This is a genomic window from Thalassotalea marina, from assembly GCF_014656435.1.
GTDB lineage: Bacteria > Pseudomonadota > Gammaproteobacteria > Enterobacterales > Alteromonadaceae > Thalassotalea_C > Thalassotalea_C marina.
The window spans coordinates 232450-258666 of sequence record NZ_BNCK01000001.1; the positions used below are offsets into that span (position 1 = coordinate 232450).

At 39.4% G+C, this 26217-nt stretch carries 29 protein-coding genes and 1 riboswitch; of the genes, 12 read left to right on the forward strand and 17 right to left on the reverse strand.

From position 1 onward, the window contains the following. Positions 1-354: 354 nt before the first annotated feature. Entirely contained in the window at positions 355-1278 is a 924-nt protein-coding gene (gene folE2, locus IE199_RS01000) for a GTP cyclohydrolase FolE2 (protein WP_189766858.1), read from the reverse strand. 465 nt (positions 1279-1743) lie between these two features. Between folE2 and IE199_RS01005 the strand changes: the two genes are divergently transcribed. After that, positions 1744-2085 (forward strand): Hpt domain-containing protein, encoded by a 342-nt coding sequence (locus IE199_RS01005; protein WP_189766859.1) that lies wholly within the window; start codon positions 1744-1746, stop codon positions 2083-2085. Positions 2086-2186: 101 nt separating this feature from the next. On the opposite strand, the gene arcA is transcribed toward IE199_RS01005, so the two are convergent. The 3 genes from arcA to IE199_RS01020 all read right to left on the reverse strand — a co-directional run bounded on the left by arcA (position 2187) and on the right by IE199_RS01020 (position 5828). Then, a complete protein-coding gene (gene arcA / locus IE199_RS01010) occupies positions 2187-2891 on the reverse strand; it encodes a two-component system response regulator ArcA (RefSeq protein ID WP_189766860.1) in 705 nt (234 codons plus the stop codon). 197 nt (positions 2892-3088) lie between these two features. Then, the gene (locus IE199_RS01015) at positions 3089-4720 is read right to left on the reverse strand and encodes a sensor histidine kinase (RefSeq protein ID WP_189766861.1); all 1632 of its coding nucleotides are present in this window, start codon (positions 4718-4720) and stop codon (positions 3089-3091) included. A gap of 76 nt (positions 4721-4796) precedes the next feature. Further along, positions 4797-5828 (reverse strand): methyltransferase, encoded by a 1032-nt coding sequence (locus IE199_RS01020; RefSeq protein ID WP_189766862.1) that lies wholly within the window; start codon positions 5826-5828, stop codon positions 4797-4799. Positions 5829-6027: 199 nt separating this feature from the next. Here IE199_RS01020 and IE199_RS01025 point away from each other — a divergent pair, with 199 nt between their 5' ends. The 4 genes from IE199_RS01025 (at position 6028) to IE199_RS01040 (ending at position 10877) form a co-directional block, all read left to right on the forward strand. Continuing rightward, the gene (locus IE199_RS01025) at positions 6028-7275 is read left to right on the forward strand and encodes a DsbA family protein (RefSeq protein WP_189766863.1); all 1248 of its coding nucleotides are present in this window, start codon (positions 6028-6030) and stop codon (positions 7273-7275) included. 128 nt (positions 7276-7403) lie between these two features. Then, a riboswitch (Lysine riboswitch) is annotated at positions 7404-7576 on the forward strand. Between the two features lie 151 nt (positions 7577-7727). Further along, on the forward strand, positions 7728-8477 hold the full coding sequence (locus IE199_RS01030; RefSeq protein WP_189767287.1) for a 2,3,4,5-tetrahydropyridine-2,6-dicarboxylate N-succinyltransferase: 750 nt from the start codon (positions 7728-7730) through the stop codon (positions 8475-8477). Positions 8478-8489: 12 nt separating this feature from the next. Then, complete coding sequence (locus tag IE199_RS01035) at positions 8490-9734, forward strand: PLP-dependent decarboxylase (RefSeq protein WP_189766864.1); 1245 nt, start codon at positions 8490-8492, stop codon at positions 9732-9734. 15 nt (positions 9735-9749) lie between these two features. Further along, a complete protein-coding gene (locus IE199_RS01040) occupies positions 9750-10877 on the forward strand; it encodes a succinylglutamate desuccinylase/aspartoacylase family protein (protein WP_189766865.1) in 1128 nt (375 codons plus the stop codon). 44 nt (positions 10878-10921) lie between these two features. Here IE199_RS01040 and yjgA read toward each other — a convergent pair whose 3' ends face one another. Beyond that, positions 10922-11503, reverse strand: a complete 582-nt coding sequence (gene yjgA / locus IE199_RS01045) for a ribosome biogenesis factor YjgA (protein WP_229854453.1) — start codon at positions 11501-11503, stop codon at positions 10922-10924. A gap of 38 nt (positions 11504-11541) precedes the next feature. Between yjgA and pmbA the strand changes: the two genes are divergently transcribed. Continuing rightward, positions 11542-12885 (forward strand): metalloprotease PmbA, encoded by a 1344-nt coding sequence (pmbA, locus tag IE199_RS01050; RefSeq protein WP_189766866.1) that lies wholly within the window; start codon positions 11542-11544, stop codon positions 12883-12885. A gap of 72 nt (positions 12886-12957) precedes the next feature. On the opposite strand, the gene mgtE is transcribed toward pmbA, so the two are convergent. The 12 genes from mgtE to IE199_RS01110 all read right to left on the reverse strand — a co-directional run bounded on the left by mgtE (position 12958) and on the right by IE199_RS01110 (position 22351). Continuing rightward, positions 12958-14319, reverse strand: a complete 1362-nt coding sequence (gene mgtE / locus IE199_RS01055; protein WP_189766867.1) for a magnesium transporter — start codon at positions 14317-14319, stop codon at positions 12958-12960. Between the two features lie 223 nt (positions 14320-14542). Next, positions 14543-14818, reverse strand: a complete 276-nt coding sequence (locus IE199_RS01060) for an HPr family phosphocarrier protein (protein ID WP_189766868.1) — start codon at positions 14816-14818, stop codon at positions 14543-14545. Between the two features lies 1 nt (position 14819). Next, positions 14820-15674, reverse strand: a complete 855-nt coding sequence (gene rapZ, locus IE199_RS01065) for an RNase adapter RapZ (RefSeq protein WP_189766869.1) — start codon at positions 15672-15674, stop codon at positions 14820-14822. 13 nt (positions 15675-15687) lie between these two features. Further along, on the reverse strand, positions 15688-16143 hold the full coding sequence (gene ptsN / locus IE199_RS01070) for a PTS IIA-like nitrogen regulatory protein PtsN (protein ID WP_189766870.1): 456 nt from the start codon (positions 16141-16143) through the stop codon (positions 15688-15690). 24 nt (positions 16144-16167) lie between these two features. Next, the gene (gene hpf / locus IE199_RS01075) at positions 16168-16455 is read right to left on the reverse strand and encodes a ribosome hibernation promoting factor (RefSeq protein WP_189766871.1); all 288 of its coding nucleotides are present in this window, start codon (positions 16453-16455) and stop codon (positions 16168-16170) included. A gap of 24 nt (positions 16456-16479) precedes the next feature. Beyond that, a complete protein-coding gene (locus IE199_RS01080) occupies positions 16480-17979 on the reverse strand; it encodes an RNA polymerase factor sigma-54 (RefSeq protein ID WP_189766872.1) in 1500 nt (499 codons plus the stop codon). Positions 17980-18037: 58 nt separating this feature from the next. Beyond that, positions 18038-18769, reverse strand: a complete 732-nt coding sequence (gene lptB, locus IE199_RS01085) for an LPS export ABC transporter ATP-binding protein (protein WP_189766873.1) — start codon at positions 18767-18769, stop codon at positions 18038-18040. Next, positions 18770-19306 carry a lipopolysaccharide transport periplasmic protein LptA gene (gene lptA / locus IE199_RS01090; protein ID WP_189766874.1) on the reverse strand — a complete coding sequence of 179 codons (537 nt, stop codon included), beginning with the start codon at positions 19304-19306 and terminating at the stop codon, positions 18770-18772. It abuts the gene before it with no gap. Further along, positions 19275-19850: an LPS export ABC transporter periplasmic protein LptC gene (lptC, locus tag IE199_RS01095; protein ID WP_189766875.1), complete on the reverse strand. Its 576-nt coding sequence runs from the start codon at positions 19848-19850 to the stop codon at positions 19275-19277. Before lptC ends, lptA begins: the two co-directional genes overlap by 32 nt. Continuing rightward, positions 19847-20395: a 3-deoxy-manno-octulosonate-8-phosphatase KdsC gene (gene kdsC, locus IE199_RS01100; protein WP_189766876.1), complete on the reverse strand. Its 549-nt coding sequence runs from the start codon at positions 20393-20395 to the stop codon at positions 19847-19849. The genes lptC and kdsC overlap by 4 nt, the downstream gene beginning before the upstream one ends. Further along, positions 20395-21360, reverse strand: coding sequence for a KpsF/GutQ family sugar-phosphate isomerase (locus tag IE199_RS01105; protein WP_189766877.1), 966 nt, complete (start codon positions 21358-21360; stop codon positions 20395-20397). Before IE199_RS01105 ends, kdsC begins: the two co-directional genes overlap by 1 nt. 7 nt (positions 21361-21367) lie before the next feature. After that, positions 21368-22351, reverse strand: a complete 984-nt coding sequence (locus tag IE199_RS01110; protein ID WP_189766878.1) for a calcium/sodium antiporter — start codon at positions 22349-22351, stop codon at positions 21368-21370. Between the two features lie 420 nt (positions 22352-22771). Between IE199_RS01110 and mlaF the strand changes: the two genes are divergently transcribed. The 6 genes from mlaF to IE199_RS01140 are packed head-to-tail and all read left to right on the forward strand — an operon-like array spanning position 22772 to position 26200. Next, a complete protein-coding gene (gene mlaF / locus IE199_RS01115; RefSeq protein WP_189766879.1) occupies positions 22772-23581 on the forward strand; it encodes a phospholipid ABC transporter ATP-binding protein MlaF in 810 nt (269 codons plus the stop codon). After that, on the forward strand, positions 23578-24354 hold the full coding sequence (mlaE, locus tag IE199_RS01120) for a lipid asymmetry maintenance ABC transporter permease subunit MlaE (RefSeq protein ID WP_189766880.1): 777 nt from the start codon (positions 23578-23580) through the stop codon (positions 24352-24354). The genes mlaF and mlaE overlap by 4 nt, the downstream gene beginning before the upstream one ends. A 59-nt stretch (positions 24355-24413) precedes the next feature. Continuing rightward, positions 24414-24884: an outer membrane lipid asymmetry maintenance protein MlaD gene (mlaD, locus tag IE199_RS01125; protein WP_189766881.1), complete on the forward strand. Its 471-nt coding sequence runs from the start codon at positions 24414-24416 to the stop codon at positions 24882-24884. A gap of 23 nt (positions 24885-24907) precedes the next feature. Continuing rightward, entirely contained in the window at positions 24908-25597 is a 690-nt protein-coding gene (locus tag IE199_RS01130; protein ID WP_189766882.1) for an ABC transporter substrate-binding protein, read from the forward strand. A gap of 9 nt (positions 25598-25606) precedes the next feature. After that, the gene (locus IE199_RS01135; protein ID WP_189766883.1) at positions 25607-25903 is read left to right on the forward strand and encodes an STAS domain-containing protein; all 297 of its coding nucleotides are present in this window, start codon (positions 25607-25609) and stop codon (positions 25901-25903) included. 39 nt (positions 25904-25942) lie between these two features. After that, positions 25943-26200: a BolA family protein gene (locus IE199_RS01140; protein WP_189766884.1), complete on the forward strand. Its 258-nt coding sequence runs from the start codon at positions 25943-25945 to the stop codon at positions 26198-26200. Positions 26201-26217 lie beyond the last annotated feature (17 nt).

Consider the following 26217-nt stretch of genomic DNA (forward strand, 5'->3'; position numbering starts at 1 on the left):
AGAACTTAAAGGTCAATAAAAATAGAGCTTTTGCTCGTAATAATTTTACATTGTACGTAAGTGTTTGAAAATAATGGGTTATGTTTGTTTTTTATTAGGTTTTTTATGATTTTTGGATTATTGTTTGAGCGATGGTGTTCCTTGTTTAAGCGGGTTCAAGGTAAGTTGTATAGTCAATTTGTAATTTTATTACATATTTGTGAAAAACGAAGTGATCTCAAATAAGAAGTGTTATTATTCACTAATTATTCACTGTGGGCGTTGAGAGTGCGTGGTTAATTGAATGACGAGGTGCGCCTATAAACAAAAAAACCAGCTAAAAGCTGGTTTTTTTGTTTTGGGATTTAAAAAGTTTTAAGGCTGGTAACCACCTTCAATCCCTTTTGTTGTAATACTCACTGCATCATGAGCATGGAGAGATTCAAGATGATTTATTTTAAGCCAGAAATCGTCAAACTTATTTTCCTGATTCATTGCATGTTGAAGCTTTCTTGCTGCATCTTCACAAAACATTAGGTTTTGGCCATTTAGACGAGCAAACTCTTGTTCATCTTCTCGTTTTACTGCAGCTTGTACTGGTGTTTTTAAGGCACCTTCAGTTAAATCTACTAAGTACTTAATTGGGAATTCAGTTAAATTAGCATTAAGCTTAACTTTTATCTCTGCTACCGAACGTTGGCTGTGTGGTGTTGCAACAATCCCCTCGGTCGTACCAAGCCATTCGTGGACTTGTTCAAAGTTAACGTCTTCTTGGGTAAACTTCTCTGTGAAAGAGCGTTGTATTAGTTGTCTAGCAAGTGCCGCTGAGCATGGACAGGTAGATGAGTAACGCATATCTAACGCTAATTCTATACTAACTTCACCTTTGTTTACTCTGCCTGTGATGGTAATTGGATAAGCTTTCCAGCCTTCTTTACCACTAATGAGTGATTTTCTACGCAAATGGTAGTCAAACTTAAATACAACTTTGGCGTTATCGCTCAACTCTTGATGACTACTAATAAAGCCGTCTAATAAGCTTACAATGCTTTGATAGTTTAACTCATTGCTCGTTGAAAGATCATCAAGCAGCAAATACAAACGAGACATGTGAATGCCTTTTGCTTGTGGCTCTTTTAAATTAACAAATGCATCGACATAAGCTGAGACCATGCGTGGTGATTCATCTTGAGATGAGATCATAATTGGCATTTCTATATTGCTCATCCCCACCCAGTCGAGCGTACCTTCAGTTTGGGCAGTGGTATGGTTGGCAATATCAGGCATTATGGGTGACATGGAAACTCCGGTATGAGCGGCTATGTAAAGGGCTAGGCTTTCCCTAACTTCAGTCATAACGCATGGTTGAATTAAATTTTAAACATTAACTACCAAAACAAAGCAACTTAACTTCACTAGGTAGAAAGGGCGGCTATTTTGAAGTAAATTTAGTCCAAAATCAATAATAACAAGGTAAAGGGCTTATCTAGTGCTGTTAAAGGTTAGTCAGTCCGTCGAGATTTTGCAGTTTAACCAGAGTCATAAAGCATCATGAGAAAGGATTAGCGGTAAAAGGTAGTCACTCTAAGTGCTAAATTTAATACCTTTGCGTGTTTAAGAAATTAGCTCATTTTTTAGGTGTTTATTTGGATTTAACTATTCTTTTTGTACTTATGTACATTAATAAAACACTAAGTAAGTCAAATCTTTAATTAAATTGTTGTGATACAATGCAAAAATATTAAATAGGAAGAAGGTCTGATCATGGAACATGAAATACAGTTAGATTTACAGTTACTCAATGGGTATCTCGATAATCTTGGACGTGACGTTGTGCAACAAATGTTAACTCTGTATACACAGCAATCTGAAATTTATTTAACTGAAATCCAATCAACTTTAATAGCTCAAGATAAAAATGAATGGCGTGATAAATGTCATAAAATGAAAGGGGCTGCAGGTAGTGTAGGATTAGTACAAGTTCACGGGTTACTTGTTGATATTGAAAAGTCTGAGGTCCCTTGGGCACAGCGACAAGAGCATTTTACCAATCTTCAACGTTTGAATAATGAAGCTATTGCGAGCTTTAACACTTGGCTTGGATAAACATTAAGATTGCAACAGCTGAAAAAACAAAGGCTAGAAGTTTCTAGCCTTTGTTATGTTTGATTCTTTTTAAATCACTCAAGTGAGTGACATTAGTTTTGTTATGATTCAACCGAACCAACAAAACGATACCCTTCGCCATGAATGGTATTAATCAGCTCTAATTTATCGTCAATCAGTTCAAAATGTTTTCGCAACCTTCTGATAGTAACATCTACAGTTCTATCATTTGAGCGTAAGTCACGACCGGTCATTTCTTTGATTAGTTGTTGTCGAGTAACAATCTGCCCCGCATTAGCAATTAACAATCTAAGCGCTCGATATTCTCCGCGAGGGATAGAAACAACATCATTGGAAGGTGATGTCATTTGTCTAGAGTTACCATCTAATGTCCAGCCATTAAACTTAACAACCGCATTATCAAGATCCGTTCTGCCTTGGGTGATTCTATTTAATATGTTACGAGCGCGGATAGTTAATTCACGAGGGTTAAAGGGCTTAGTTAAGTAATCGTCAGCACCTATTTCTAAGCCTAAGATTTTGTCAATGTCGCTGTCTCGACCTGTTAAAAAGATAAGACCTAAATCACTGTTGTTGGTTAACTCTCTTGCTAGCAATAATCCATTTTTGCCAGGTAAATTGATATCCATGATCACTAAATTAATGGTGTTGTTTTTGAGCTGCTGTTCCATTGCGTCACCATTAATTGCTTCTGAAACAGTGTAACCTTCAGCTTCAAAAAGGTTTCGCAAATTAAAACGTGTGACTTCTTCGTCTTCTACAATGAGTATATGAGGTTTTTGCATGCTCAAGTTTCCAAATTAACGCTTTCTGCGTGATATCGTTATTCTAAAATTGTGCTTTTTAACGTGTCTTATAACAGTTCGCTTTAGACATTAGCCATTCTATAAAGCCTATGGTCAACATGTTACTTAACCTAGTTTGAAAAGACAATTAGCAAAACCACTAATTGTTTCAATTCCTTAATTACTGGAGAGCTAAGCTACAATAACTGCTCGCTAATTGGAAAATTAATTTCAAACGTGGTGCCTTTGCCTGAAGAGCTTTCTAGCTTTATGTTACCACCCAGTGCTTGAGTTACTAAATTATAGACTAAATGCAAGCCTAGACCACTGCCACCTTCGCCACGTTTAGTGGTCGTAAAGGGTTCAAACACTTTATCTTTGACGCTAGCGGGTATACCCATACCATCATCTTTGTAAATAATATTAAGTTGTTCACCTAATCTCATGACTTTTAATTCTATGGTTCCATGATCGCGTTTATCAAAGCCATGGATAATGGAGTTTAATATTAAATTGATTAAAATTTGATTGATTGGTCCAGGTTTACTCACTACCATCAAATCTTCATCACAATCGAAATGGATTTGGTAAGGTGTGTTTTTAATTTGTGGTGCTAAGGTCAACAAAATTTCTTTGAGAAGTTCTGCAAAGTTAAAGCGCCTAAAATCTTCGCTAGACTGATCTACCGCTACTTTTTTGAAACTGGAAATAAGCTCTGCTGCGCGCTTAAGATTACGATAGATAATGCCAACATTTTCTTCACCTTCGGTTAAAAAGCGCTTAAGTTGACTCGATTTTAACGATTTATCTTCAAATGCTTGTTTAACTTCATTTAGACGATCAGCGAGTAGTGTTGAAGCGGTAACACCTAACCCAATTGGCGTATTTACTTCATGGGCAACCCCTGCAACCATATCGCCCAAAGAGGCCATTTTTTCACTTTCAACAAGCTGGTCCTGAAACTGATGTAACTTTTCCAATGTTGAAAGCAACTCTTGATTTGACTCTTTAAGTGCGGCAGTTCTACTAGCGACTTTATCTTCAAGTTCAATATTTAACTCTAGACTTTGCTGCTCTGCTAAGCCTAATTGGGTAACATGACGCTCAGTTCTAGTAAGTAGGTTGTTTATATTTCTTGATAACAGATCGGCTTCTTTATAGGGCATGCTGCGGATGCGCAAACTGTAATCTTTTGTTTGTGATATTTTTAATATATCGGCACTAAGCTCTTGAAGTGGTGATGCAAAAAGGCTTTCTAAACGCAGGCTAATAAAAGTAACTGCCGAAACTAATATAAAGAATAAAACAATAAAAATGAGCAATAGGTGATTACTAAACGACAACCCTGAATGCGAATCTATTTCTAAATAAACAAACCCTATTTGCTGCTCATTATCTTTAATTGGGGTGGCAAACTTAACAATATCGCCGTCAAAGGTGGGGATTGAATGTTTGGCCAATTCTAGGTTGGGATCGCCATCAGTTGGCACCCTGATATTTTTTAAATAATCATAGCCAGCAAAAAATCGAAACCTATCGTCTGTTGAAAACTTTTTGTAAACATCGATAACTAATATAGATTGATTTACTTGCAGTTTCTGAAGCTTTTGTGACAGCAATGCATCTTGTTCATCTTTGATATCTTCGATACTAAGAGTGGCAATATATTGTGCCCATTGTTTAGTATTTTGTTCAACTTGCTGTTTAGATTCTTCGATGAAGGTTTGTGCAATATATAAAAGCGCTAATAAAATAAATATCGATACAAACCCGACTACGGTGTAGAGAATCGGTCTGCGTATTGATTTTATATTGGCGTTTGACTGCATAAACTCTATTAATTTTATTATGTCTATAAGGGATAATTGTCAAAAATTGGCTAGATTGCAACAATTGCTTTGGTTTTTATTTTTTATCAGCTCGATAGACGGTAAAACCTTTTTTCTCAATTAGCCTGCATATTTGTGAAAAATTGTTACGCATCAAAGGCTCGTAGCTTAAAAAACTGTTTGCGACTACCAACATTTTCCCTCTCACATTAACAAACTGAGCAATTTGTTTGAGAAAAGTTTCTGTAGCAGCATAGTGGGTTTTTAAGCCTTGATGAAACGGCGGGTTAGTGATTACTGTGTCGAAATTACCTCGAATATTAGACATGCTGTCAGTGGCGAAAACATTTCCAGATAACCCATTTAGCGCTAGTGATTTTTCCGCTGAGGCTAACGCTAATGCACTGACGTCTGCCAAATGCAATTCTGTCGTTGGAAACTTCTTACCAATTAAAGTTGCAATTACACCAGCACCAGTACCAAAGTCGAGGACTTTTCCGTTGATATCATCAGGTAAAACATCAAAAAGAACTTCGGTGCCTTTATCAAGCTTGGCTTGACTAAATACACCAGGTAAAGCGGCAATTTTGCATTGAATTTCCTGATGGTTAAACGTGTAAGTTGAAAACCAAGTTTGAAGGTCAAATGGCATTTGATGGTTTAATGCCATTTCAAACAAAATACAATGACGAGCTGAATCTATTTTAGTGACATACGTCGCTTGATCTTTGACTAACTTATCTAATGATTTTATGCCGCTTTTGTTCTCACCTATCACTAATATGCGAGCGTTATCAGCCAGCTTGGGGGCTACCATAGCTAAAGTGAAGGCTAACTCTTTTTTACTTTTTGGAAACGTCATTATCACTAAGTCATGCTTTAATTTAGTTTCGTAGCATGCGGTAAAGACGGCGTTCGCAAAGGTAAATTTTTTACGCTGTAAATGGTTGCCAAAATGGGTATCAAAAAAGGTGACGTTATTATCAGATTTTAGACGATTAAGTTCACTGGCAAAGTTGTCGTCAGGCATATTAATTAACAATGGAAAGTTAGCAATTAATAAATCATCGTTACGTAATAAGACTTGGCTTAAATTGGTTAGGCTCATAACTGTAGGGTGCTCTGTTATCCGGGGAACAAGGAAAATCCCTGATAATGTGTCATAATTAGCGAGTATTCTACCGAATATTGATGTCGGTACCAACGATACAATACACACAAATGAGGGAATCGTTATTAGCAACTGGCTTGTTAAAGTAAAAAACTGGTGGCTGCGTAGCGATTTCAGACAGTCGTGTTTAAACACTATGTGTTTAACTATTTCACGAATTGTCGGCTCTGCCCCTAGTGTTGACGTGTATCTAGCATTGCGCGATCCACACAGTTACTTGCTTGTTCAAGCGATAAATGATCTTTCCATGCGTTACAATGTCAACTTTAAGCTTTTTCTAGTTTACGAATCAGTACCTGGTTTTACTCTATCACCTAAATTAATGCAGTTTTGGGCATTAAAAGATGCGCAAGAATTGGCAGCGTATTTTGGATTAAATGCTCAAAGTCAGTATCCTCGCCATCATGGTTTAATTGCAGGTCAACAACTGTGGCAATTAACAGTAAAAGATGTTTCTGGTGCGTTAGATATTTTTAATCGTGTATGGAGCAACGCTATTGATGAAATTATTCAGCCATCAACTCCAGTCATTAACTTCCAAGTTAAAAATCAACAGCGATTATTAAAAAAGGGTCATTATCTGCCAGCTACTTTGCACTTTGCTGGTGTATGGTTCACTGGTGTAGAGCGCTTGAAGTATTTGGAGCAACAATTAACTGCGCTGAAGTTAAATAAAAATAACCTCGCACAAAGATACGGCACAAAGTCAGGCGATATCTCTGGTCAAATCATGAATATGGATGATTTACCTGTACTCGAAGTGTATTTATCATTGCGTAGTCCATATTCTTATTTGGGACTGGTCAAAGCACTAAAATTGGCCAATCAATTTCAAATAAAAGTAAAGCTAAAACCTGTTGTTCCGTTAGTTATGAGAGGATTAAAAGTCCCAATAAGCAAACAGCGCTACACCTATAAAGACGTTTTACGAGAAGCAAAGTCGGCGGGAATACCATTTTCCTCCTTTAACGAGCCGACTGGCCAAGGTGTTGTAAATTGCTATCAACTTTTTGCCTATGCTGAACTTAAAGGAAAAGCACAAGAGTTAATCGAAAGTGCCTTTGAGGCGATATACGTAAGAGATTTGGACTTGGCTAGACAATCCGTTGTATTAGATATATGTGAGCAGGTAGGGATTGACTACCAAAAGGCAATGACTTACCAAGAGTCACATGACTGGCAACTATGGTCAGAAAAATATTTACGAGAATTGTCTGCTTTAGGCCTTTGGGGCGTGCCCTGTTTTAAACTCAACGATACCTGTTGTTGGGGGCAAGATAGACTGTTTATTATTGAAAAAGCACTAATAGATCTAGCTGTTAAGTCACAACATGATTTCAACGCTTTGCAAGTCAACGAGCAAACTTTAAATCCTCACCTATAAAGTTTAGTGGCGTCAAGCTACACCCTTCTTTCAAACAATGTACATGCTTGCAGATGATTAGAATAAATGTTCTAATACTGTCGTCCCTATTCTAGGTTAGCAGCCCAATCGGCGCTGCTAACTGATCTAGGGCCAGAAGAGGTGCGTTAACTAGGTAGTTAATGGGAAGAGATCAAACTCTGACGATCATTAACGAGGGAGTATAACGCCGAGGCAATAATGTATTTGATGACGTTATTGTCGGTTGTAGAGGTTGAATCCCTGCAATTGTCACCTTTTTAGGTGGAGAGCTTCTGGTCTTTGTCTGCAAACTTGCCAATAAGTTGGTGAGTCAATGTCATGCAAAAGTCCTAAGTTCTCCTTACAACATGAAATTTGCATCAACCCCAAAATAGTTGGTTGATTGCTGTACGCTTTTTTAAGCGTTGACAAGATCTTGGAGTATGAGAGTAGTGAGTTGGCAAGAAACTTTAGCACAATTAGAAGCAGGTACCGTTAGAGCGGCAAACAGAGACGACAATGGTCAGTGGCATGCTAATGTTGAAGTAAAAGAAGCGATTTTAGCGTCGTTTAAAGCAGGTGAAAATATCGCATTTGACGGTATATACCAAGGCTTTGTAGATAAACATAATTTACCTGCAAGACAATTTGAACCATCTCATGGCGTCAGAATGGTGCCGGGGGGCTCGTCTGTACGAACTGGTGCATATGTATCGTCAGGTGTCATCATTATGCCACCAGCTTACATCAATGTGGGTGCTTATGTTGATTCAGGCACTATGGTTGATAGTCATGCCTTAATTGGTTCTTGTGCGCAAATTGGAAAAAATGTCCATGTTTCGGCTGCTGTTCAAATTGGTGGTGTATTGGAGCCAGTTGGTGCAAGCCCAGTCATTATAGAAGATGATGCATTTTTAGGTGCTGGCGTCGTTGTTGTTGAAGGTATTGTTGTTCGCAAAGGTGCAGTGTTAGCGCCAGGTGTTACTTTATCAGCATCGGTTCCTGTATACGACTGTGTGAACCAAGTCATGCTTGAAAAAGGCGCTGATATTCCAGAAAGAGCTGTTGTTGTACCTGGTACTCGTCCTGTCTCTGGTGATTGGGCACAAGCAAATGGTTTGAATATGGCGTGTGCTTTGATTGTTAAATATCGCGACGAACAAAGCGATGCGTCGTTAACGCTAGAAACACTATTACGTTAATTTGAGGTCGCTATGTCCGCTTATACACCAGCTAACTGGTATCAACAATTTACTGCTAATCAACATTTAGTTGACGCGGTTGAGCAACATCAACCTACTAATGAAAATGAATTAGCTTACTTTGTTTATGATCTTGATGCGCTAAAACAACACTTAGATGCACTACAAAAACAAAGTGTCATTAAGCTGTGGTATGCGGTAAAGGCCAATCCTTTATCGTCTATCATTCAAACGGTTAATGATGCAGGAATACAATTTGATGTTGCCAGTAGTGGTGAGTTAAATCAGGTGTTGAAGCAAGGCATAGCACCCGAACGCATTTTAAATACTGGCCCTGCCAAATCGAGAGCTCAACTTAAAGAGTTCTTGATTAAAGGGGTAAATACTTTTGTTGTTGAAAGCCCTAACCAGTTAATTTGGTTAGAGCAAGCAGCAGCGGAACTTGGTTTTAAACCTCAGGTGTTGTTGCGTGTACAATTGCAATGGCCAGAAGGTGAGAAAAATCCTTTGGGGGGCAACCAAGTAACTCCATTTGGCATGTCAGTATCTGCTTGGCAAGATATCAAGGTTCATGATTATCCTCATTTAGAATTAATAGGCCTACATATTTTCCAGTGGGGCAATATGTTGTCTAATGCAAAAATGTATGATTTGTGGCAGCAAATGATAGAACCTCTTGTTGGTTTAGCAAACAACATAGGAATGACCCTAAAAGTGCTAGACCTTGGTGGTGGTTTAGGTATTGACTATCTAGAGCAGGATCAAGCACTTTGCTGGCAAACCATAGTGCATGATCTTGCCGACATTAAAGCCAAAGCCAAGGTTGATGAGTTATGGCTCGAATTAGGCCGATTTGCTGTTGCCTCATGCGGTTATTACGTGACAAATGTTGTAGATAAAAAAGCCAACTTTACTCAGCAGCAATTAGTACTTGCTGCAGGTATTAATCACCTGATCCGCCCAGCAATTACCGAGCAACCTTTTCCAGTGCGAATGGTTAGATATTCAGCTCAAGAGCAGAGTCATTTTGATTTGCACGGCCCGTTGTGCACCAGTATGGATAAACTAGGTCATTTACCTTTGCCAACGGATGTTAATGTTGGCGACCAACTGATATTTGGCTATGTAGGGGCGTATGGCTTTACCGAAAGCATGCCGTTTTTCTTATGCCATCAATTACCTGCAGAGTATATTTTTCAGCAAGGGCAGATGATTGAAAAAAGACCTGCACGATCTGCCGATTGGTATTTAGCCTAATTTTAAGAGAATTTTATGACAAATTTTACGAAAGAAGTGATGCATGTTGGTGAAATGGCCAGCGGCGCAGCATTAACCGTACCTGTATACCGTATTAAAGGCGAAACGGGTGGTCGAAGTGTATATATACAGGCAAATATGCATGGTGCTGAAGTACAAGGTAATGCCGTAATATTTCAATTACTTGAACTACTTAGAGAAATAAAAGTTAACGGTGATATTACACTCGTGCCATATGCTAACCCTGTCGGCTGCAACCATAAAAATGGTGAATATACCTTAGGACGATTTGATCCGATCACCGGTGTTAACTGGAATCGCATGTATCATTTTGATGCAGATATTATCAAACCTTTTGTTCGTAAAAGCATTGGTCAAGACGATAAAACGATTGAGCAAAACTTCAAGGCATTGATGATTAATAGCATCGAAAAGAAACTTGATCACAATAATTATGGCTTAACAACGGGTCAACGTATTGCCTATCAGTTGCAGCGTTTAGCACATCAAGCCGATATTGTGCTTGATTTGCACACTGGGCCTATCTCAAGTAAGCACTTGTACTGTCCTGAATATGCACAAGAAAGTGCTTCGTATTTTGATATTCCACATACTTTATTAATACCGAATGATTTTGCTGGTGCTTTAGATGAAGCGACCTTTTGTCCTTGGTGGCAATTACAAGAAGCGTTTGCTGAATTAGGCATTAATTTTTCGATTAGTGCTGAACACCTAAATAAAGAAAGCTTTACGGTAGAATTGGGCTCTCAAGAGCAGATTGACTTAGATGTGGCATTAGAAGATGCAAAAAGTATTTTAAGTTACTTATCTTATAAAGGGGTGATTGACTCAAATGATTTTCAACCACAGTCAATGACTCGATACGCGTGTTATTTAAAAGACTATAAAGCGTATTACTCCCCGATGGGCGGCATGGTAGATTATTTAGCAGAATTTGGTGAACCGTTAGCACCAGGTGAGCCATTGGCAAGAATTCTGCGCATGGATAATTATGGTGACGGTGAACCGCTACACTATTTATCGCTTGAAGAACCCGTGATCCCAATACTGCACTTTGCTTCGGCTAGTGTAAATCAGGGAACTGAGCTCTATAAAGTCTTTGCCAATTACTTTACGCTGTAAAAAAAACGCCCATTAGGGCGTTTATTTATTGTATAAATTGACCTTTATTGAGCGAACTGCTTGATGTAAGCAAACAACTCTTTGTAGTATTTGCCTTTGGCATCGGCTTTTACTTCTTTACTTGCTTGTCTAACAAGTTGTCTTAGCTTTTGACGTTCCATAGCAGGATATTCATCAAGTGTGGATTCTATTTCAGCATTACCGTTGGCAATTAAAGCATCGCGTTTTACTTCTAATAGATGAAACTTAGTTGTATCTTGCTGGTGCTTGTTTGCCATTACATCTAATGCATGGTTTATAGGATCCATGTCAGTTTCTAATAGTACCTTTGACATAAAGCGTACATGACGACGCAATGCTTCAGGCTTATTTTTAATTTTGTCAGCTAATACGAGTGCCTCTAGTAGTTCTTCAGTAAACGGAACTTTGGCACGCTCAGCTTTTGACAATTTAACTAATTTGTAAGCAAAATCTTGTAGCGCAAGCATTTCACGCTTTATTTCAGATTTACTTTTATAATCTTCATCGAATTCGTCGATATCGTGGTTATAGTCAGGCATAATAACTAAATTAACATCAATTTGTGTATAGTATACAACAAGCACTAACAGGCCACTAGCGTCCATGTGCGGTTGTTGTCGCAATAAATAGAGTATTTTACTGGATGAGTGAAACGAATAGTATTCCTGAACAAATGAAGCAGGTAGAACAACGAGTCAGTGAGGTATTAACACTGGCTAAGTCGATAGGGGCTGATGGTGCAGAGGTTGCCATGAGTCGTCAACAAGGATTAAGCGTCTCAACACGGTTAGGTGAAGTAGAAACCGTTGAGTTTACCAGTGACGGTGCTTTAGGAATTACCGTTTATCAGCAAGGTAGAAAAGGCAGCGCGTCGACAGCTGATCTATCGGAAAAGGCTTTGCACCAAGCGGTTCAGGCGGCGATAAATATCGCTAAATATACCTCTGTTGATCAATGTTCTGGTTTAGCTGATGCAGAACTATTAGCAAAAAATCCACCTGATTTAGATCTATACCACCCCAAGGCACTTTCTACTGACCAAGCAATCGCTATTGCCACTGAATGTGAAGAAGCGGGGCTTAAAGCTGATGCTCGCATCACAAACTCAGACGGCGCAACATTGGCAAGCTTTGAAGGCTTTAAAGTATATGGTAATACCCACGGACAACTTGTCGGCTATCCGAGTTCTAGGCACAGCCTAAGTTGTGTGATGATTGCTCAAGAAGGCGACGACATGCAGCGCGATTACGACTATGCCGTAAATCGTGATTTTGAGTTGTTAAAAGCACCTGTTGAGATTGGTCAAAAGGCAGCTCGTGAAGTTTTATCGCGATTAAATGCTCGAAAAATTAATACTTGTAAAGTACCCGTGATGTTTCATTCCGATATCGCCAATACTTTTTGGGGGCATTTGATAGCAGCGATAAGCGGTGGCAATTTGTATCGAAAATCATCATTTTTACTTGATGCAATTGGTCAGCAAATCTTCCCTGAGTTTTTAACCATCAACGAGTTACCACATATCAAGAAAGGGCTAGCCAGTAGTGCATTTGATAGTGAAGGTGTCGCAACAAAAGACAGAGATATTATTGTTAATGGTTGCCTAGAGACCTACCTACTTACCAGTTATTCTGCTCGTAAGTTAGGTTTACAAACAACAGGTCATGCCGGTGGAATTCACAACTGGGTTGTTTCTGCTAATGGCGGTGACTTTGAGCAAATGTTAAAAGCGTTAGGAACTGGTTTATTGGTAACAGAGCTAATGGGGCAGGGCGTTAATGTTGTTAACGGCGACTATTCACGTGGTGCTGCAGGCTTCTGGGTTGAAAATGGTCAGATTCAATACCCTGTATCTGAGGTAACTATCGCCGGCAATTTAGCCGATATGTTTAAAAATATAGTATCAGTCGGTAGCGACTTTGATGTGCGCGGCGCTATTCGCACTGGTTCTATTTTAGTTGAACAAATGCAAGTTGCAGGCAGTTAAGCTGCCAATACTAAAATTAAAAAAGGGCCATAGAGGCCCTTTTTTAATTGGATGACTTTTCGCTGTTAATCGTTAATATCCGATAAGTAAGGTTGCAGTGCCTAGGAAGGCAAAAATTCCAACAACATCAGTGACCGTTGTAAGAATAACGCTACCTGCAAGCGCTGGATCAATTTTCATGCGCTTTAACATAAGTGGAATGGTTACGCCGGCAATCCCAGCCGCCGTCATATTCATCAACATGGCAAAGGCAATTATCCCTGCTAGCGTCATGTCTTGCTTCCAAACACCTACAACAGCGGCGATGAGTAATGCCCAAATAACGCCGTTTAAAAAGCCCACGGCGAGCTCTTTGTATAACAGCGCCTTGGCGTTACTATCACCAACGTGACCTAGTGCTAAACCACGAATGACTAAGGTTAACGTTTGATTACCTGCTACGCCTCCCATCGAAGGAACTAGGGTATTTAAAATCGCCAAAATGGTTAGCTGGCTTAATATATCCTCGAACATGTTTGAAACAACCACGGCAAAAATGGCCGTGATTAAGTTTACGCCTAACCAAACTGAACGTTGTTGTGTACTTTTAAGGATAGGAGCAAAGGTATCGGCTTCATCATCTAAACCCGCCATACTCATCATGGAGTGCTCTGCTTCTTCACGAATAATATCAACAACGTCATCTACAGTGATACGACCGAGTAGTCGGCCGTCATCATCAACGACAGGCGCAGAAAACCAGTCGTAGCGTTCAAATAGTTGCGCTACTTCGGTTTCGGGTAACTTGGCATTAACCGCTTGGATATCTTCGTCAATCAAGGCGGAGATACCAACCTCAGGCTTTGCCGTCACTAATTTAGCAAGTGCAACAGAGCCTATAAAATGGTCTTGCCTATCAACAACATAAAATGAGTCCGTAGATTCTGGCAACTCCCCCTTAAGGCGCAAGTATCTTAAAACAACATCGACCGTGACATCGGCGCGTATCGTGATGGTATCGGTATTCATGATACCACCAGCGGTGTCTTCTTCGTAAGATAGTGCTTGCTCTACCCGGCCTCTGTCTTGTGAGTCCATCGAATTAAGTACTTGGCGATAGACGCTATCGGGCAAGGCACGTAATACTTCTGCAATATCGTCAACATCCATGCCTTCCGTAACTTCTGCCAGCTTTTCCGGGCGCATGGTTTTGAGAATGCCTTTACGTACTTCTTCGTTTAGTTCTTCAAGTACGTCACCGTGATGATCTGTGTCGATAAGCTGCCACAACACAGTACGGGTTTTTGTAGGGGAGGACTCAAGTAGTAGTGCTAAATCATAAGCAGGAAGGTCTTGTAGCAGTTTTCTAACATGCACAAACATACCGCTACCAAGTGCTTCATTAACTTGTTGCAGTCGTAATTGGCTGTAATCTTGATCTGAAATTTCCGGCATATTGCTACCCTGTGCCGTTACCACACAAAACTTGAAAATGAAATTCGAAAATAGAAGACGCTGAGAGTATGCGTTTATTATTTTCTAGTGCATGGCTTATAAGTTTATCTCAACTATCTGGTTTTATCAGCTTTTTTCTGAGATAACTTAAGATTAAATTTGAAAACGTGTTTGAGTTAGGAGGGAGTAAATAAAACTAGAGGTGAACTGGTCGGTTAACCAATCATTCATCCTCTTCAAATTTATCGGTAAATAACTGGCAAACTTGAGTAAGTGCTTGCTCTGCTTCTTGTCCTTTTGTAATGACGGTAACAACCTTTCCTTTGCCACCGGCCAATAACATTAAGCCCATAATGCTGCTTGCATCAGCTTCTTTATCACCTAATTTAACCGTTACCTGCGCATCAAACTTTTGCGTTAACTGGGCAAGTTTGGTGGCAGCTCTTGCATGTAAACCAAGTTTATTAGAGATAAGCACTTCGCGAGTAAATTCGTTCATATTAGGTGCTCGCTACCGTGAGGTCTCTATGTCTTGCTTGAACTTCAGGTCGCTCTTTTTTAAGATTTGCAGCTAAGATTTCAGCAATATAAACCGAGCGGTGTTTGCCGCCTGTACAACCTATTGCAATGGTGATGTAACTACGGTTATTTCGCTCTAAATGCGGCAACCATGTCATCATAAAGCTGTTGATTTGCCATATAAACTTCGTCACGATAGCTTGACTGGCTAAGAAGTCTTTAACGGGTTGGTCTAAACCTGTAAACGGCTTAAGCTCCTTCTCCCAAAAAGGGTTCGGTAAGAACCTAGCGTCAAATACAAAGTCAGCATCTTTAGGTAAACCGTGTTTAAAGCCAAAAGATTCAAATACCACCACCATAGTACCTGTTTTTTTACCGAGTATACGTTCACGAATAAGGTCGGCAAGTTGATGTGGGGTTAGCTGGCTAGTATTAATATATAAGTTCGCGCGCGATGAAATTGGTTCGAGTAATTTTTTCTCTAACGTCATCGCTTGATCTAATGCAATATTTTGTTTTATCAGAGGATGCAAACGTCGCGTTTCGCTAAAGCGTCTTATCAGATCACTATCGTCAGCATCTAAATAAACAATACTTAATTCAACGGCTGATGGCAGATAATCAAGTATTTCAGAAACGTCTGTAGGTTCCGCTGGTAAGTTACGAACGTCTAAGCTCACTGCTACGGTTTCGTAATCATTAATGACGGTATGCGTAAGTGCAGGCAATAGGTTGACTGGAATATTGTCTACACAATAGTAGCCTAGATCTTCCAATACTCTTAATGCAACAGTTTTTCCCGAGCCTGAACGGCCACTTACTATGGTGAGTTTCATTAATAATGTCCGTTTAACATTCTGCTGTTTTTATTAGCTGGTAGAGTGCTTTGCTGCTATCGCAGCGGCGTGCTTGTTTACAAATTTGTTTATTACTGAATATTTTAGCGATGCTTTGTAGTGTTGTTAGGTGTGCTTGACACTGATCTTCAGGTACAAACAATGCAATAAAAATGTCGACAGGGCGGTTATCTATGGCATCAAAATCAATGGCTTCTTCAGTCGTCGCAACTACTACTAATGCCTTGTCTGTTGAAGTTAACTTGCCATGTGGAATTGCAATACCGTTGCCAATGCCTGTAGAACCCATTTTTTCCCGCTGAATTAAGCTTTCGAGCAGAGTATAGGTGTTAAGGTCGTCAGACATTTCTGCGGCTTTACTTGATAGTATTTCAAGAATTCTTTTTTTGCTCGTAGCTTGGACTGCACATAATGTGCAGTCCTCATTTAAAATATCAGTTAACTTCATGGAAATGATTAAAATTTAAAGGGGTTAGTGTTGAGAAATTTTGCCTTTGTATTTGAGAATTTGCTTATCAAGCTTATTCACCAAGGCATCAATAGAAGCGTACATATCACCATTTTCTGCTCGCGCATGTAATTCGGTACCATTAAGGTGAACGGTTGCCTCGGCAATTTGGTTTAGTTTTTCTACGGTGAGAACGACATAAACATTATTAATATGGTCAAAATGTCGTTCTAGCTTTGCAAACTTAGCATTTACGCTTTCGCGCATTGGTTCAGTAATTTCAACATGGTGTCCGGCAAGATTGATTTGCATAAGCTGTTATCCTTCTATTGGAAGTTAAAGTAGACTTTTACGTTGATTTGACGGTGGAATATTTAATGATTCCCGATATTTTGCAATCGTACGTCTAGCAACATTAATTCCCTGCTCGGCCAAAAGCTCAGCCATTTTACTGTCACTTAGCGGTTTCGCAGGGGTTTCAGCAGCAACTAACTTTTTAATTAAAGCGCGAATTGCTGTTGAGGAGCATTCTCCACCATTTTCAGTACTAACATGGCTGGAGAAGAAATATTTTAATTCAAAAATGCCTCGTGGTGTGTGCATGTATTTTTGTGTTGTGACCCTAGAGATGGTCGACTCATGCATATCTACTGCTTCAGCAATATCGTTTAGCACCATAGGACGCATAGCCTCAGGGCCATGTTCAAAAAAGCCTTGTTGGCGCTGTACAATGCAGTTTGAAACTTTGAGTAAAGTATCATTTCTACTTTCTAAACTTTTGATAAACCATTTAGCTTCTTGAAGATTAGAACGAATAAATTGGCTGTCAGTAGCATTCTTCATTGAACGAGCCATAGACGCATATTGTTGATTTACCGATAATTTAGGAGCTGTATCTGGGTTTAGCTCAACAACCCAGCGTCCATTGCGCTTTTCAACAGACACGTCTGGCACTATGTATTGCTCTTCACCTTGAATAACCGAGTCACCAGGACGAGGATCGAGTGATTGGATCAGACGAATTACTTCACGTAACTGGTCTTCTTTTAAACGTGTTTTACGCATAATTTGGCGATAATCACGGTTACCAAGTAAATCGATATGCTCTGAGATGACTTTTTTACTTTCTTCTAGCCAAGGTGTGCTTTTGTCAAACTGATTTAACTGAATTAACAAACACTCAGCGATAGAGCGAGCACCAACGCCAACTGGATCAAAGACATTGATGCGCTTTAACACCGCTTCTACTTCATCAAGCTCTACGTCTTCAATGCCAACAGACTCTAAAATGTCTTCTGTGGTTACCGTCAAATATCCCGCATCGTCAATGGCATCAATAATCGCTGTAGCAATAGCGGCATCAGTGTCAGTAAAAGGGGTTAATTGCATTTGCCAGCGCAAGTGATCTTGAATGCTGTCAGTGGTTTCGCCTTGGTAAACGAAGTCGTCAGAAGGAGCAACAGCTCCCGTATTTGAGACACCAGCACTAAAGCTATCATCCCATGTTGTATCCATATTGAGATCTTCAGGAATATCGGATTTATCCATCGCCTCGGTAGTCGAAATCTCGTCTATGGTTGGAGCAGCTTCTTCACTGCCATCTGAAACGGTATTGTTTTGTTCATTACTGCCTGAAAAGGCTTCTTCCAATTGGTCTGGCTGATTTTCTTGAGATGAAGCTGATTCATCAACTTCAAGTAAAGGGTTGCTTTCAAGCGCTTCCTGAATTTCTTGTTGAAGGTCTAACGTCGACAATTGCAACAGCTTTATCGCTTGTTGCAATTGTGGTGTCATTGTAAGTTGTTGTCCAATACGGAGCTGCAGACTAGGGCGCATTTATATAATTCTTATCCTTTTCCGATATAGTCATTTGCTTAGACCATTACTTTCACTACTATAACGTGAATTGCTCTCCAAGGTATACATCTCTTACTTGCTGGTTGGCAAGAATTTGATCTGCATCGCCTTCGGCGATAAGTTCGCCATGACTAACAATATAGGCATGTTCACATACATCTAATGTCTCTCGAACATTGTGATCCGTAATTAAAATACCTATCCCTTTATTTTTTAAGTGTAGAATAATTTTTTTGATATCACCTACGGAAATCGGGTCTACACCAGCAAATGGTTCATCTAACAAAATAAATTTTGGATCGGCTGCTAACGCTCGTGCAATTTCTACACGACGGCGTTCACCACCCGATAAACTCATGCCTGTATTATCAGTTATATGACCAATATTAAATTCTTCAACTAAACTTTCTAGTTTTTCTTCACGCTGTACTGACGTTAGATCTTTTCGGGTTTCAAGTATGGCCATAATGTTTTCGTATACTGTAAGTTTACGAAAAATTGATGCTTCCTGAGGTAAATAACCAATACCCTTGCGTGCACGTTCATGCATTGGCAACAAGGTGATGTCTTCGTCATTTAAACTGATATGCCCAGCATCATTATTGACTAGGCCAACGATCATATAAAATGAAGTCGTTTTGCCTGCGCCGTTTGGCCCTAACAATCCGACAATTTGTCCGGCTTTAACCTCTAGGCCAACGTTTTTTACAACCTTACGACCTTTATAGGCCTTGGCCAAATTTGCCGCTTTTAGAATCGAAGAGTTCATTTAATTTTTGTCTTTTGATTTGATCTTTTCTAACTGTTTAGGTTGAATAACCGATTTGACTTGTTCATCGTCAATACTGTCTGCTAATACTTCCTCAGTTAAGAAATTATAGGTAATGACACTGCCATTCATTTTACTGCCTTCTTGACGTAACTCGGCATTACCGGAAATAACCACAATGTGCTTCTCTGGTTCGTACTTTATTTCTTCAGCTTGTAAATAAATAGGTGTGCCGTCGTCTAATGTTTGCTTAAAAGTCGCTGGTTTGCCTTTAGCAATATAGGTTTTAAATTGCGTTTTACTATCGGTAAGTACCTGTACCAGTTCGGCTTTTATTGATAAAGAGCCTTGAGTAATAGTGACGTTCTCTATGTAACTGATAATTTTATTTTTGATATCAGCGTGGGTTCTCGAAGAGGCAATATTTACCTCTTTCTGAGCGTCTATTTTAGCGGCATTAGCGATAAAAGAGGTGCTGAAAATAAGACCCATAGCCACGATGCTTTTACTTAGTTTGTTGATAAATCGTTTTTTCATGATTAGTTAACGTTAGTTGTTTAGTGTTTAAATCCACAATAAGGCCTGAACCATAAATCACGAAGCTGTCGCCAATGATTTCAATGTTATCTTCTGAACTTATGATGTTAGTAATCAAATCTAGTTCCAAGTACTTGCCGTGGATTTCACGAATTAAGCTAGTTTCGTCAGTAGATACCAACAATACTTTATTTTGTAATTTTACGCGATTACTGTTGTAAAGTGTGCCTTCGTTTGCACTTATTTTCCATGGCGAGACACTGTTTTTTGGGAATAAGGTATATTGAGGATATTCAAAGCGAGTTACCGAAGTACCGTTGTATAGCTTATTGTAGTGCTCCATGCGACCAGCATTAATCATATAACTTAGCTTTCCTTCGCTATCGAAGGTTTCGCTGCTAAGTGATTCCGCAATAAAATCCGGTGAAACAAGTTGATCAATATTTTCTTCGACATTCGAATTCGAATTTCGCCATTCAATGATGCCATAGCAGGTAATAGCAAACATAAAAAATAGTAACGAGAAAACATGGCTGCGGGTCATACACTAGCGCCTGTTGCGTGTTGCAGTGTATTTTGACTTAGCATCATTAAATCACAGACTTCTCGAACTGCACCGAAGCCACCTGGCAAAAATGTTTGATAGTCAGCTAATTTGACTATGGCAGGGTGAGCGTCGTTTACTGCAATACTAAAACCAACGTAATCCAAACATTCATAATCAGGCATATCATCGCCAATGTAAGCAACTTGTTCTGGAGTTAACTGCAATGACTGCATAATATTTTTCAGTGCCGGTAGTTTGTTTTCTTCACCTTGCACTATGTGTTTTACGTTAAGTGCTGTCATTCTATTTTGTACGATATTAGATTGCCGGCCAGTAATTACAGCAACATCAACGCCACTTTTACCAAGAGCTTTGATACCGTAGCCATCTTTAGTATGAAAAGCTTTGAGTTCTTCGCCATCGTTACCTAAATAAATTCGTCCGTCAGAAAAGACACCATCAATATCACAGACAAAAAGTTTGATGTTTTTTGCTTTATTAAAAACGTCTTTTGTAACCTCACCATACAAGGTAGAAATCATTATAATACTCCAGAACGAAGTAAATCGTGCATGTTCATCGCGCCAATGGGGCGCATGTTATCATCAATTATGATGAGGCCATTAATCTTTTTATCTTCCATGATTTTTAATGCTTCTGCCGCTAGCATATCTTGTACGGCAACACGAGGGTTTATCGTCATCACAGTAGAAATGGCGTCTTGATGAATGTCAACTTTAGAGTCTAGTACACGTCGTAAGTCACCGTCAGTAAATAAGCCGAGCAACTTTTGTTCTTTATTGACAACGGCGGTCATGCCCAAACCTTTTAACGACATTTCAACCAATGCATCTTTGATTTTGACGTTTTCATCAACAATAGGTAAACGTTCACCAGTGTGCATAATATCTTCGAGGCGAAGTAATAGTTTTTTCCCTAAACTGCCGCCTGGGTGAGAAAGTGCAAAATCATCAGCGGTAAAACCTCGAGCGTTTAACAGGGCTACCGCTAGTGCATCCCCCATTACTAGTGTTGCTGTGGTGCTAGAGGTTGGCGCTAGTCCCAATGGGCAGGCCTCTTGTGAAACTTTTACACAAATATGAATATCGCTAAGTTTTGCGAGTGTAGATTCCGTATTACCACTCATACCAATAAGCTTAGCGCCAATGCGCTTTATTACGGGCATTATCGCTAATACTTCACTGGTTTCACCTGAATTTGAGATAGCTAAGACAACGTCGTTATCTGTTATCATACCAAGATCGCCGTGACTTGCTTCACCAGGGTGTACAAAAAACGCCGGAGTACCTGTACTTGCTAACGTTGCGGCAATTTTGCCACCAATATGGCCTGATTTTCCCATGCCAATGACGATGACTCTTCCCTTTGTATCGAGCATGGCGTGACATGCCTGCTCAAAGTTTTCGTCAATATATTGTAATAATTCATCGATAGCTTGTTTTTCAATATCGATTACTTGCTTGGCTAAGTGAGCAAAAGTTGTCATACGGCAATTAGTCTTTTAGTTGGCTAAACAACAATAACTGGTAAGCAACAAATGAAACCAGTAATAAAATACCTTTGGAGCGAGTAATTTTAAAATTACCTAATCGTTTGGTAAAACATAACAAAAACAGCAATACGGTAATGCCAAGCATATAAGGAGCGTCGCGATAAGACGCTTCAGGGTCAATGTCGCCCGGAGAAATTAAACCAGCTAAAGATAACACAGCTAAAATATTAAAAATGTTAGAGCCTATAATATTACCCATGGCTAAATCATCTTCTTTCTTGATGATACTCATGATGCTGGCTGCTAATTCAGGTAAGCTAGTACCAATGGCGATAACCGTTAATCCAATAACTAAGTCACTAATGCCAAACGATTTTGCGATAAATACAGAAGAGTCGACTAAGTAGGTAGCACTCAGTGGCAGCAAGATAATACCAATAGTCAGCCAAGTGAAAGCCCAAGTGTTGGAGATTGCGTCAGGCACTTCTTGTTCAGCCTCTATGATCATTGCATCGTCCATAGGATTTGTTTTAGCTCGCTTTAAAGTGATCAATAACAAGGCGACGATATAAACAACAAAGCCTATGATTAAAATGAGCCCTTCTGTGAAGCTAAAATGTTCGTCAAATAACATCCAGTATGCGATGGCTGTAACAGCCAAAATCAGCGGTAACTCTCGCTTAATCGTAGAAGAAGAAACCGTTAGAGGGTGCATCACGGCAGTAATACCCAATACCAATGCAATATTAGTGATATTCGAGCCAATGGCGTTTCCTATCGCTGTGTCAGGATAACCTTCTAATGATGCCGTGGCGGCTATCATCATTTCGGGAGCTGATGAGCCCATGGCGACTATGGTTAATCCGATGATCATCGGTGATACACCGAAATTACGTGCTACTGACGAAGCGCCTAAAACGAACTTGTCTGCACTCCACACTAAGGTGATCAATGAAACTAATAAAATGAATATCTGTAATAACATTAACAACTCCAACTTGAATGGGTAAATTGTCGCTGGTTGCGGCTAAAAAAAAAAGAGCTTTAACTCAAAAGAGTGTGAAAAAACGACAAAAGATCGTTGAATTACTATTTTTTCACCAAGTTGAGGTTTAGATTTGTGACTTTTTACCGCAAATTTTGTTTATTTACATAAGATCAAGATTCAAGGATTCATCAATGGTTCAATGCAATGTTGAAATAAAATGCTGCTTGGTTTGTTCTAATAGACACTTTAAAAAATCCAAATAGGTTATTAAGTAATGCTTACACTTTTTTACGTTTGCACACGAATTCTTACTAAATATAGACAGATTAATTTGTTAATTTCAGATGAAGTATTTATTGCAGTCAGGTAGAATTGCCAGCACTTAATAAGATGGATAATCACTCTCAAGTTCAAATAATGACAGATACTCTCGTCGATATTCAAGGTATGACTTTTAAGCGCGAAGAGCGAGTCATATACAATGATATAAGTTTGAAAATACCAAAAGGAAAAGTCACGGCCATCATGGGGCCAAGTGGTATTGGTAAAACAACTCTTTTACGCCTTATAGGTGGTCAGCTAAGGCCAGAGTCGGGTCATATATATTTTGACGGCCAAGACATTCCAGCACTTTCTCGTAGTCAACTATACAACGTACGTAAACGCATGAGTATGTTATTTCAAAGTGGTGCGTTATTTACCGATATGAGTGTTTATGACAATGTCGCTTTTCCTATGCGCGAACATACTAATTTGTCAGAACACCTCATTGAAAAAATGGTATTAATGAAACTTGAAGCTGTCGGGCTTCGAGGTGCTAGACATCTTAAACCAAGTGAACTGTCTGGCGGGATGGCAAGACGTGCTGCACTTGCACGCGCTATAGCCCTAGATCCTGAATTAATTTTGTATGATGAGCCTTTTGCTGGGCAAGATCCTATTTCAATGGGCGTTATCGTCCGCTTGATTAAATCGTTAAACGATGCGTTAGGATTAACATCAGTCGTTGTGTCTCATGACGTTCCAGAAGTGATGAGTATTGCTGATTACATTTATATTATCGCTGAACAAAAAATCATTGGTCACGGTACACCTGAAGAAATTCGTCAGCAAACGTCACCTTTGGTACAACAGTTTGTTAAAGGTGAATCAGATGGTCCTGTGCCATTTCATTTCAAAGCTGCTTCTTATCAACAAGAGCTTATTGGGAAGGAGTTGTCAAAGTGAACTGGATTCAAGCGCTAGGACGTAAAGTTATTGAGCGAATTGGTGCCTTAGGCCGTGCAATATTGATGCTTACTTCTGCATTAATGCATGTTCCTAACCCTAGAAAAGGCTTCCCGTTGTTGCTTGCTCAGTTGTATACCGTCGGTGTACTGTCGCTGATTATTGTGGTTGTTTCAGGTTTATTTATCGGCATGGTGTTGGCATTACAAGGCTATACTATCCTTGTTGGTTATGGAGCCGAAGCGAGCTTAGGCCCTATGGTTGCACTATCACTATTACGTGAATTAGGCCCAGTTGTTGCTGCTTTATTATTTGCTGGTCGTGCAGGTTCTGCACTAACTGCTGAAATTGGTTTAATGAAAGCGACAGAGCAGTTGTCGAGTTTAGAAATGATGGCTGTCGATCCACTAAGAAGGGTAATAGCACCGCGCTTTTGGGCAGGCTTTATATCTTTACCGTTGTTGGCCGCAATATTTTCAGCTGTCGGTATACTTGGCGCACATTTAGTAGGTGTTGACTGGTTAGGTGTTGATAGTGGTACGTTTTGGTCTGTCATGCAGGCGCAAGTATCTTTTGAAAAAGACATATTGAACGGCATTATTAAAAGTGTGGTGTTTGCCTTTGTTGTTACTTGGATTGCGGTGTACAAAGGTTATGACTGTGAACCAACATCTGAAGGTATTAGTCGCGCGACTACGGCGACAGTTGTGCAATCTTCATTGTTAGTTTTAGGGTTAGATTTTATTTTAACAGCGTTAATGTTTACTAAATAACTAAACTAAAAAGTTGTTCAGTATTGGTTAATTGTCTGAGTTTTAAATTGGTGGATGACATGGTGTCAAAAAAAGTTGAATTAATGGTTGGTTTATTTGCTGCTCTTGGTATTGCAGCGCTTTTAATGTTATCGCTAAAAGTGGCCGACAGTGGTATTTCAGGCAATGGCGAAACATATAAGCTATATGCCAAATTTGATAATATTGGTGGCTTGAAAGTACGCTCGCCAATTAAAGTCGGCGGCGTTGTTGTTGGTCGAGTAAGTGATATCAGTTTAGATCCAAAAGATTATACGCCGGTTGTGACATTAGAAATATACGCTGAGTATAAAGGTTTTTCGGAAGCAACTTCCGTTTCAATATTAACGGCAGGTTTGTTAGGTGAGCAATATATCGGCTTGTTACCTGGTTTTATGGACGAGTCTGTCGACACGTTAGAGCCAGGTGATTTTATCTTGGATACTAAACCTGCGTTAGTATTAGAAGAACTTATAGGACAATTTTTATTTGGCCAAGGAAACGGTGATTAGTGATGAAAATGGAGACAAACAAAATGAAAGCATTGATAACAAAACTGCTAATTACAGGATGTTTGGCTAGCGCATCTATGGGCAGTGTTGCCAGTGATATCAGCAGCACGCAACATTTTGCACCCATGGCTGCTGGCTCTTCTGTCAAGGTTGATGAAACTAATCCATATTCAATGATTCGCACAGTTGCTGACATTACGTTTAAACGTTTTGCCAATGAACAAGCAGAGATTAGAAAAAATCCAAACTTATTAAAAGATATTGTTCGTGAAGAATTAGTACCTTACATAAACTACAAATATGCAGCTTTTAAAGTCATTGGTGGTAGTAATTTTAGAAGTACCACAGAAGAAGAGCGTGACGAATTTGTCCCTGTATTTAGAGACTATTTGGTAACGTCTTATGCACAAGTTTTTACTTTGTATAACAATCAAAAGGTAGAATTTGAGCCAGAAAGAGATTTTGCCGATGAAAAGGTGGTAGCGGTTAGAACGACGGTTATCGAGCCCGGACGCGACCCAATTGATATATCTTTTCGCGTTAGAAAAGAGAAAAAAACGGGTGAGTGGAAAGCTTACGATATGGTTGCGGAAGGCATTAGTTTGTTAGACAGCAAACAAGCTGAATTAAGTGGTTTAATTCGACAAAAAGGATTACCACACGTTACAGAAATGCTTCGTGAAAAAGCAAACAAAGATATCGTGTTTAAATAGGAAATTCTTTTGACCCAATTATCTATTAAAGCAAGCGATTCGCAATTACTGGTCTCGGGAGAATTAACCCGAGACCAGGTATCACGCGATTTTGAAAAAAGTTCTTACCAATTAATTAATGCGAAAAATCCTGTTATTAATTTAGCCGGGGTTTCTTTAGTTGATACTGCAGGGCTCGCTTGGTTGCTAGCTATGTTAGAACACGCAAGTAAACAAAACATTAACCTTCAATTTACTGAAATTCCTGCGAAGTTAGAGAATTTAGCAAAATTAAGTGGCGTCGCGGGTTTCTTGCCTGCTAAATAACCCCTATAATCTCGTTAATTTTACTATTTGGAGATACTAGTGGAAGTTTCTGAGATTGAACAATTGATCAACGAAGCACTGGAACTTGATGAACTTCACGTGAAGTTTGACGGCTCTCAGTGTGCAATTATCGCTGTTGCTGACTTCTTGGGTGATTTATCAAGAGTTAAACGTCAGCAGGCAATTTATGCCCCACTTTCTGACGTGATCAAACAAGGTCACATTCATGCAGTAACGATTAAAACGTTTACCACATCAGATTGGAAACGTGAAAAAATGTTTAACCTGCCCCTGTAACCCAGCTAAAAAAGAAG

Bases quoted from the DNA above. Each gene is read 5' to 3' on its own strand.
- folE2 (WP_189766858.1), bottom strand. From the start codon at position 1,278: ATGTCACCCATAATGCCTGATATTGCCAACCATACCACTGCCCAAACT.
- IE199_RS01005 (WP_189766859.1), top strand. From the start codon at position 1,744: ATGGAACATGAAATACAGTTAGATTTACAGTTACTCAATGGGTATCTC.
- arcA (WP_189766860.1), bottom strand. From the start codon at position 2,891: ATGCAAAAACCTCATATACTCATTGTAGAAGACGAAGAAGTCACACGT.
- IE199_RS01015 (WP_189766861.1), bottom strand. From the start codon at position 4,720: ATGCAGTCAAACGCCAATATAAAATCAATACGCAGACCGATTCTCTAC.
- IE199_RS01020 (WP_189766862.1), bottom strand. From the start codon at position 5,828: ATGAGCCTAACCAATTTAAGCCAAGTCTTATTACGTAACGATGATTTA.
- IE199_RS01025 (WP_189766863.1), top strand. From the start codon at position 6,028: ATGTGTTTAACTATTTCACGAATTGTCGGCTCTGCCCCTAGTGTTGAC.
- IE199_RS01035 (WP_189766864.1), top strand. From the start codon at position 8,490: ATGTCCGCTTATACACCAGCTAACTGGTATCAACAATTTACTGCTAAT.
- IE199_RS01040 (WP_189766865.1), top strand. From the start codon at position 9,750: ATGACAAATTTTACGAAAGAAGTGATGCATGTTGGTGAAATGGCCAGC.
- yjgA (WP_229854453.1), bottom strand. From the start codon at position 11,503: ATGGACGCTAGTGGCCTGTTAGTGCTTGTTGTATACTATACACAAATT.
- pmbA (WP_189766866.1), top strand. From the start codon at position 11,542: ATGAGTGAAACGAATAGTATTCCTGAACAAATGAAGCAGGTAGAACAA.
- mgtE (WP_189766867.1), bottom strand. From the start codon at position 14,319: ATGCCGGAAATTTCAGATCAAGATTACAGCCAATTACGACTGCAACAA.
- IE199_RS01060 (WP_189766868.1), bottom strand. From the start codon at position 14,818: ATGAACGAATTTACTCGCGAAGTGCTTATCTCTAATAAACTTGGTTTA.
- rapZ (WP_189766869.1), bottom strand. From the start codon at position 15,674: ATGAAACTCACCATAGTAAGTGGCCGTTCAGGCTCGGGAAAAACTGTT.
- ptsN (WP_189766870.1), bottom strand. From the start codon at position 16,143: ATGAAGTTAACTGATATTTTAAATGAGGACTGCACATTATGTGCAGTC.
- hpf (WP_189766871.1), bottom strand. From the start codon at position 16,455: ATGCAAATCAATCTTGCCGGACACCATGTTGAAATTACTGAACCAATG.
- IE199_RS01080 (WP_189766872.1), bottom strand. From the start codon at position 17,979: ATGCGCCCTAGTCTGCAGCTCCGTATTGGACAACAACTTACAATGACA.
- lptB (WP_189766873.1), bottom strand. From the start codon at position 18,769: ATGAACTCTTCGATTCTAAAAGCGGCAAATTTGGCCAAGGCCTATAAA.
- lptA (WP_189766874.1), bottom strand. From the start codon at position 19,306: ATGAAAAAACGATTTATCAACAAACTAAGTAAAAGCATCGTGGCTATG.
- lptC (WP_189766875.1), bottom strand. From the start codon at position 19,850: ATGACCCGCAGCCATGTTTTCTCGTTACTATTTTTTATGTTTGCTATT.
- kdsC (WP_189766876.1), bottom strand. From the start codon at position 20,395: ATGATTTCTACCTTGTATGGTGAGGTTACAAAAGACGTTTTTAATAAA.
- IE199_RS01105 (WP_189766877.1), bottom strand. From the start codon at position 21,360: ATGACAACTTTTGCTCACTTAGCCAAGCAAGTAATCGATATTGAAAAA.
- IE199_RS01110 (WP_189766878.1), bottom strand. From the start codon at position 22,351: ATGTTATTACAGATATTCATTTTATTAGTTTCATTGATCACCTTAGTG.
- mlaF (WP_189766879.1), top strand. From the start codon at position 22,772: ATGACAGATACTCTCGTCGATATTCAAGGTATGACTTTTAAGCGCGAA.
- mlaD (WP_189766881.1), top strand. From the start codon at position 24,414: ATGGTGTCAAAAAAAGTTGAATTAATGGTTGGTTTATTTGCTGCTCTT.
- IE199_RS01130 (WP_189766882.1), top strand. From the start codon at position 24,908: ATGAAAGCATTGATAACAAAACTGCTAATTACAGGATGTTTGGCTAGC.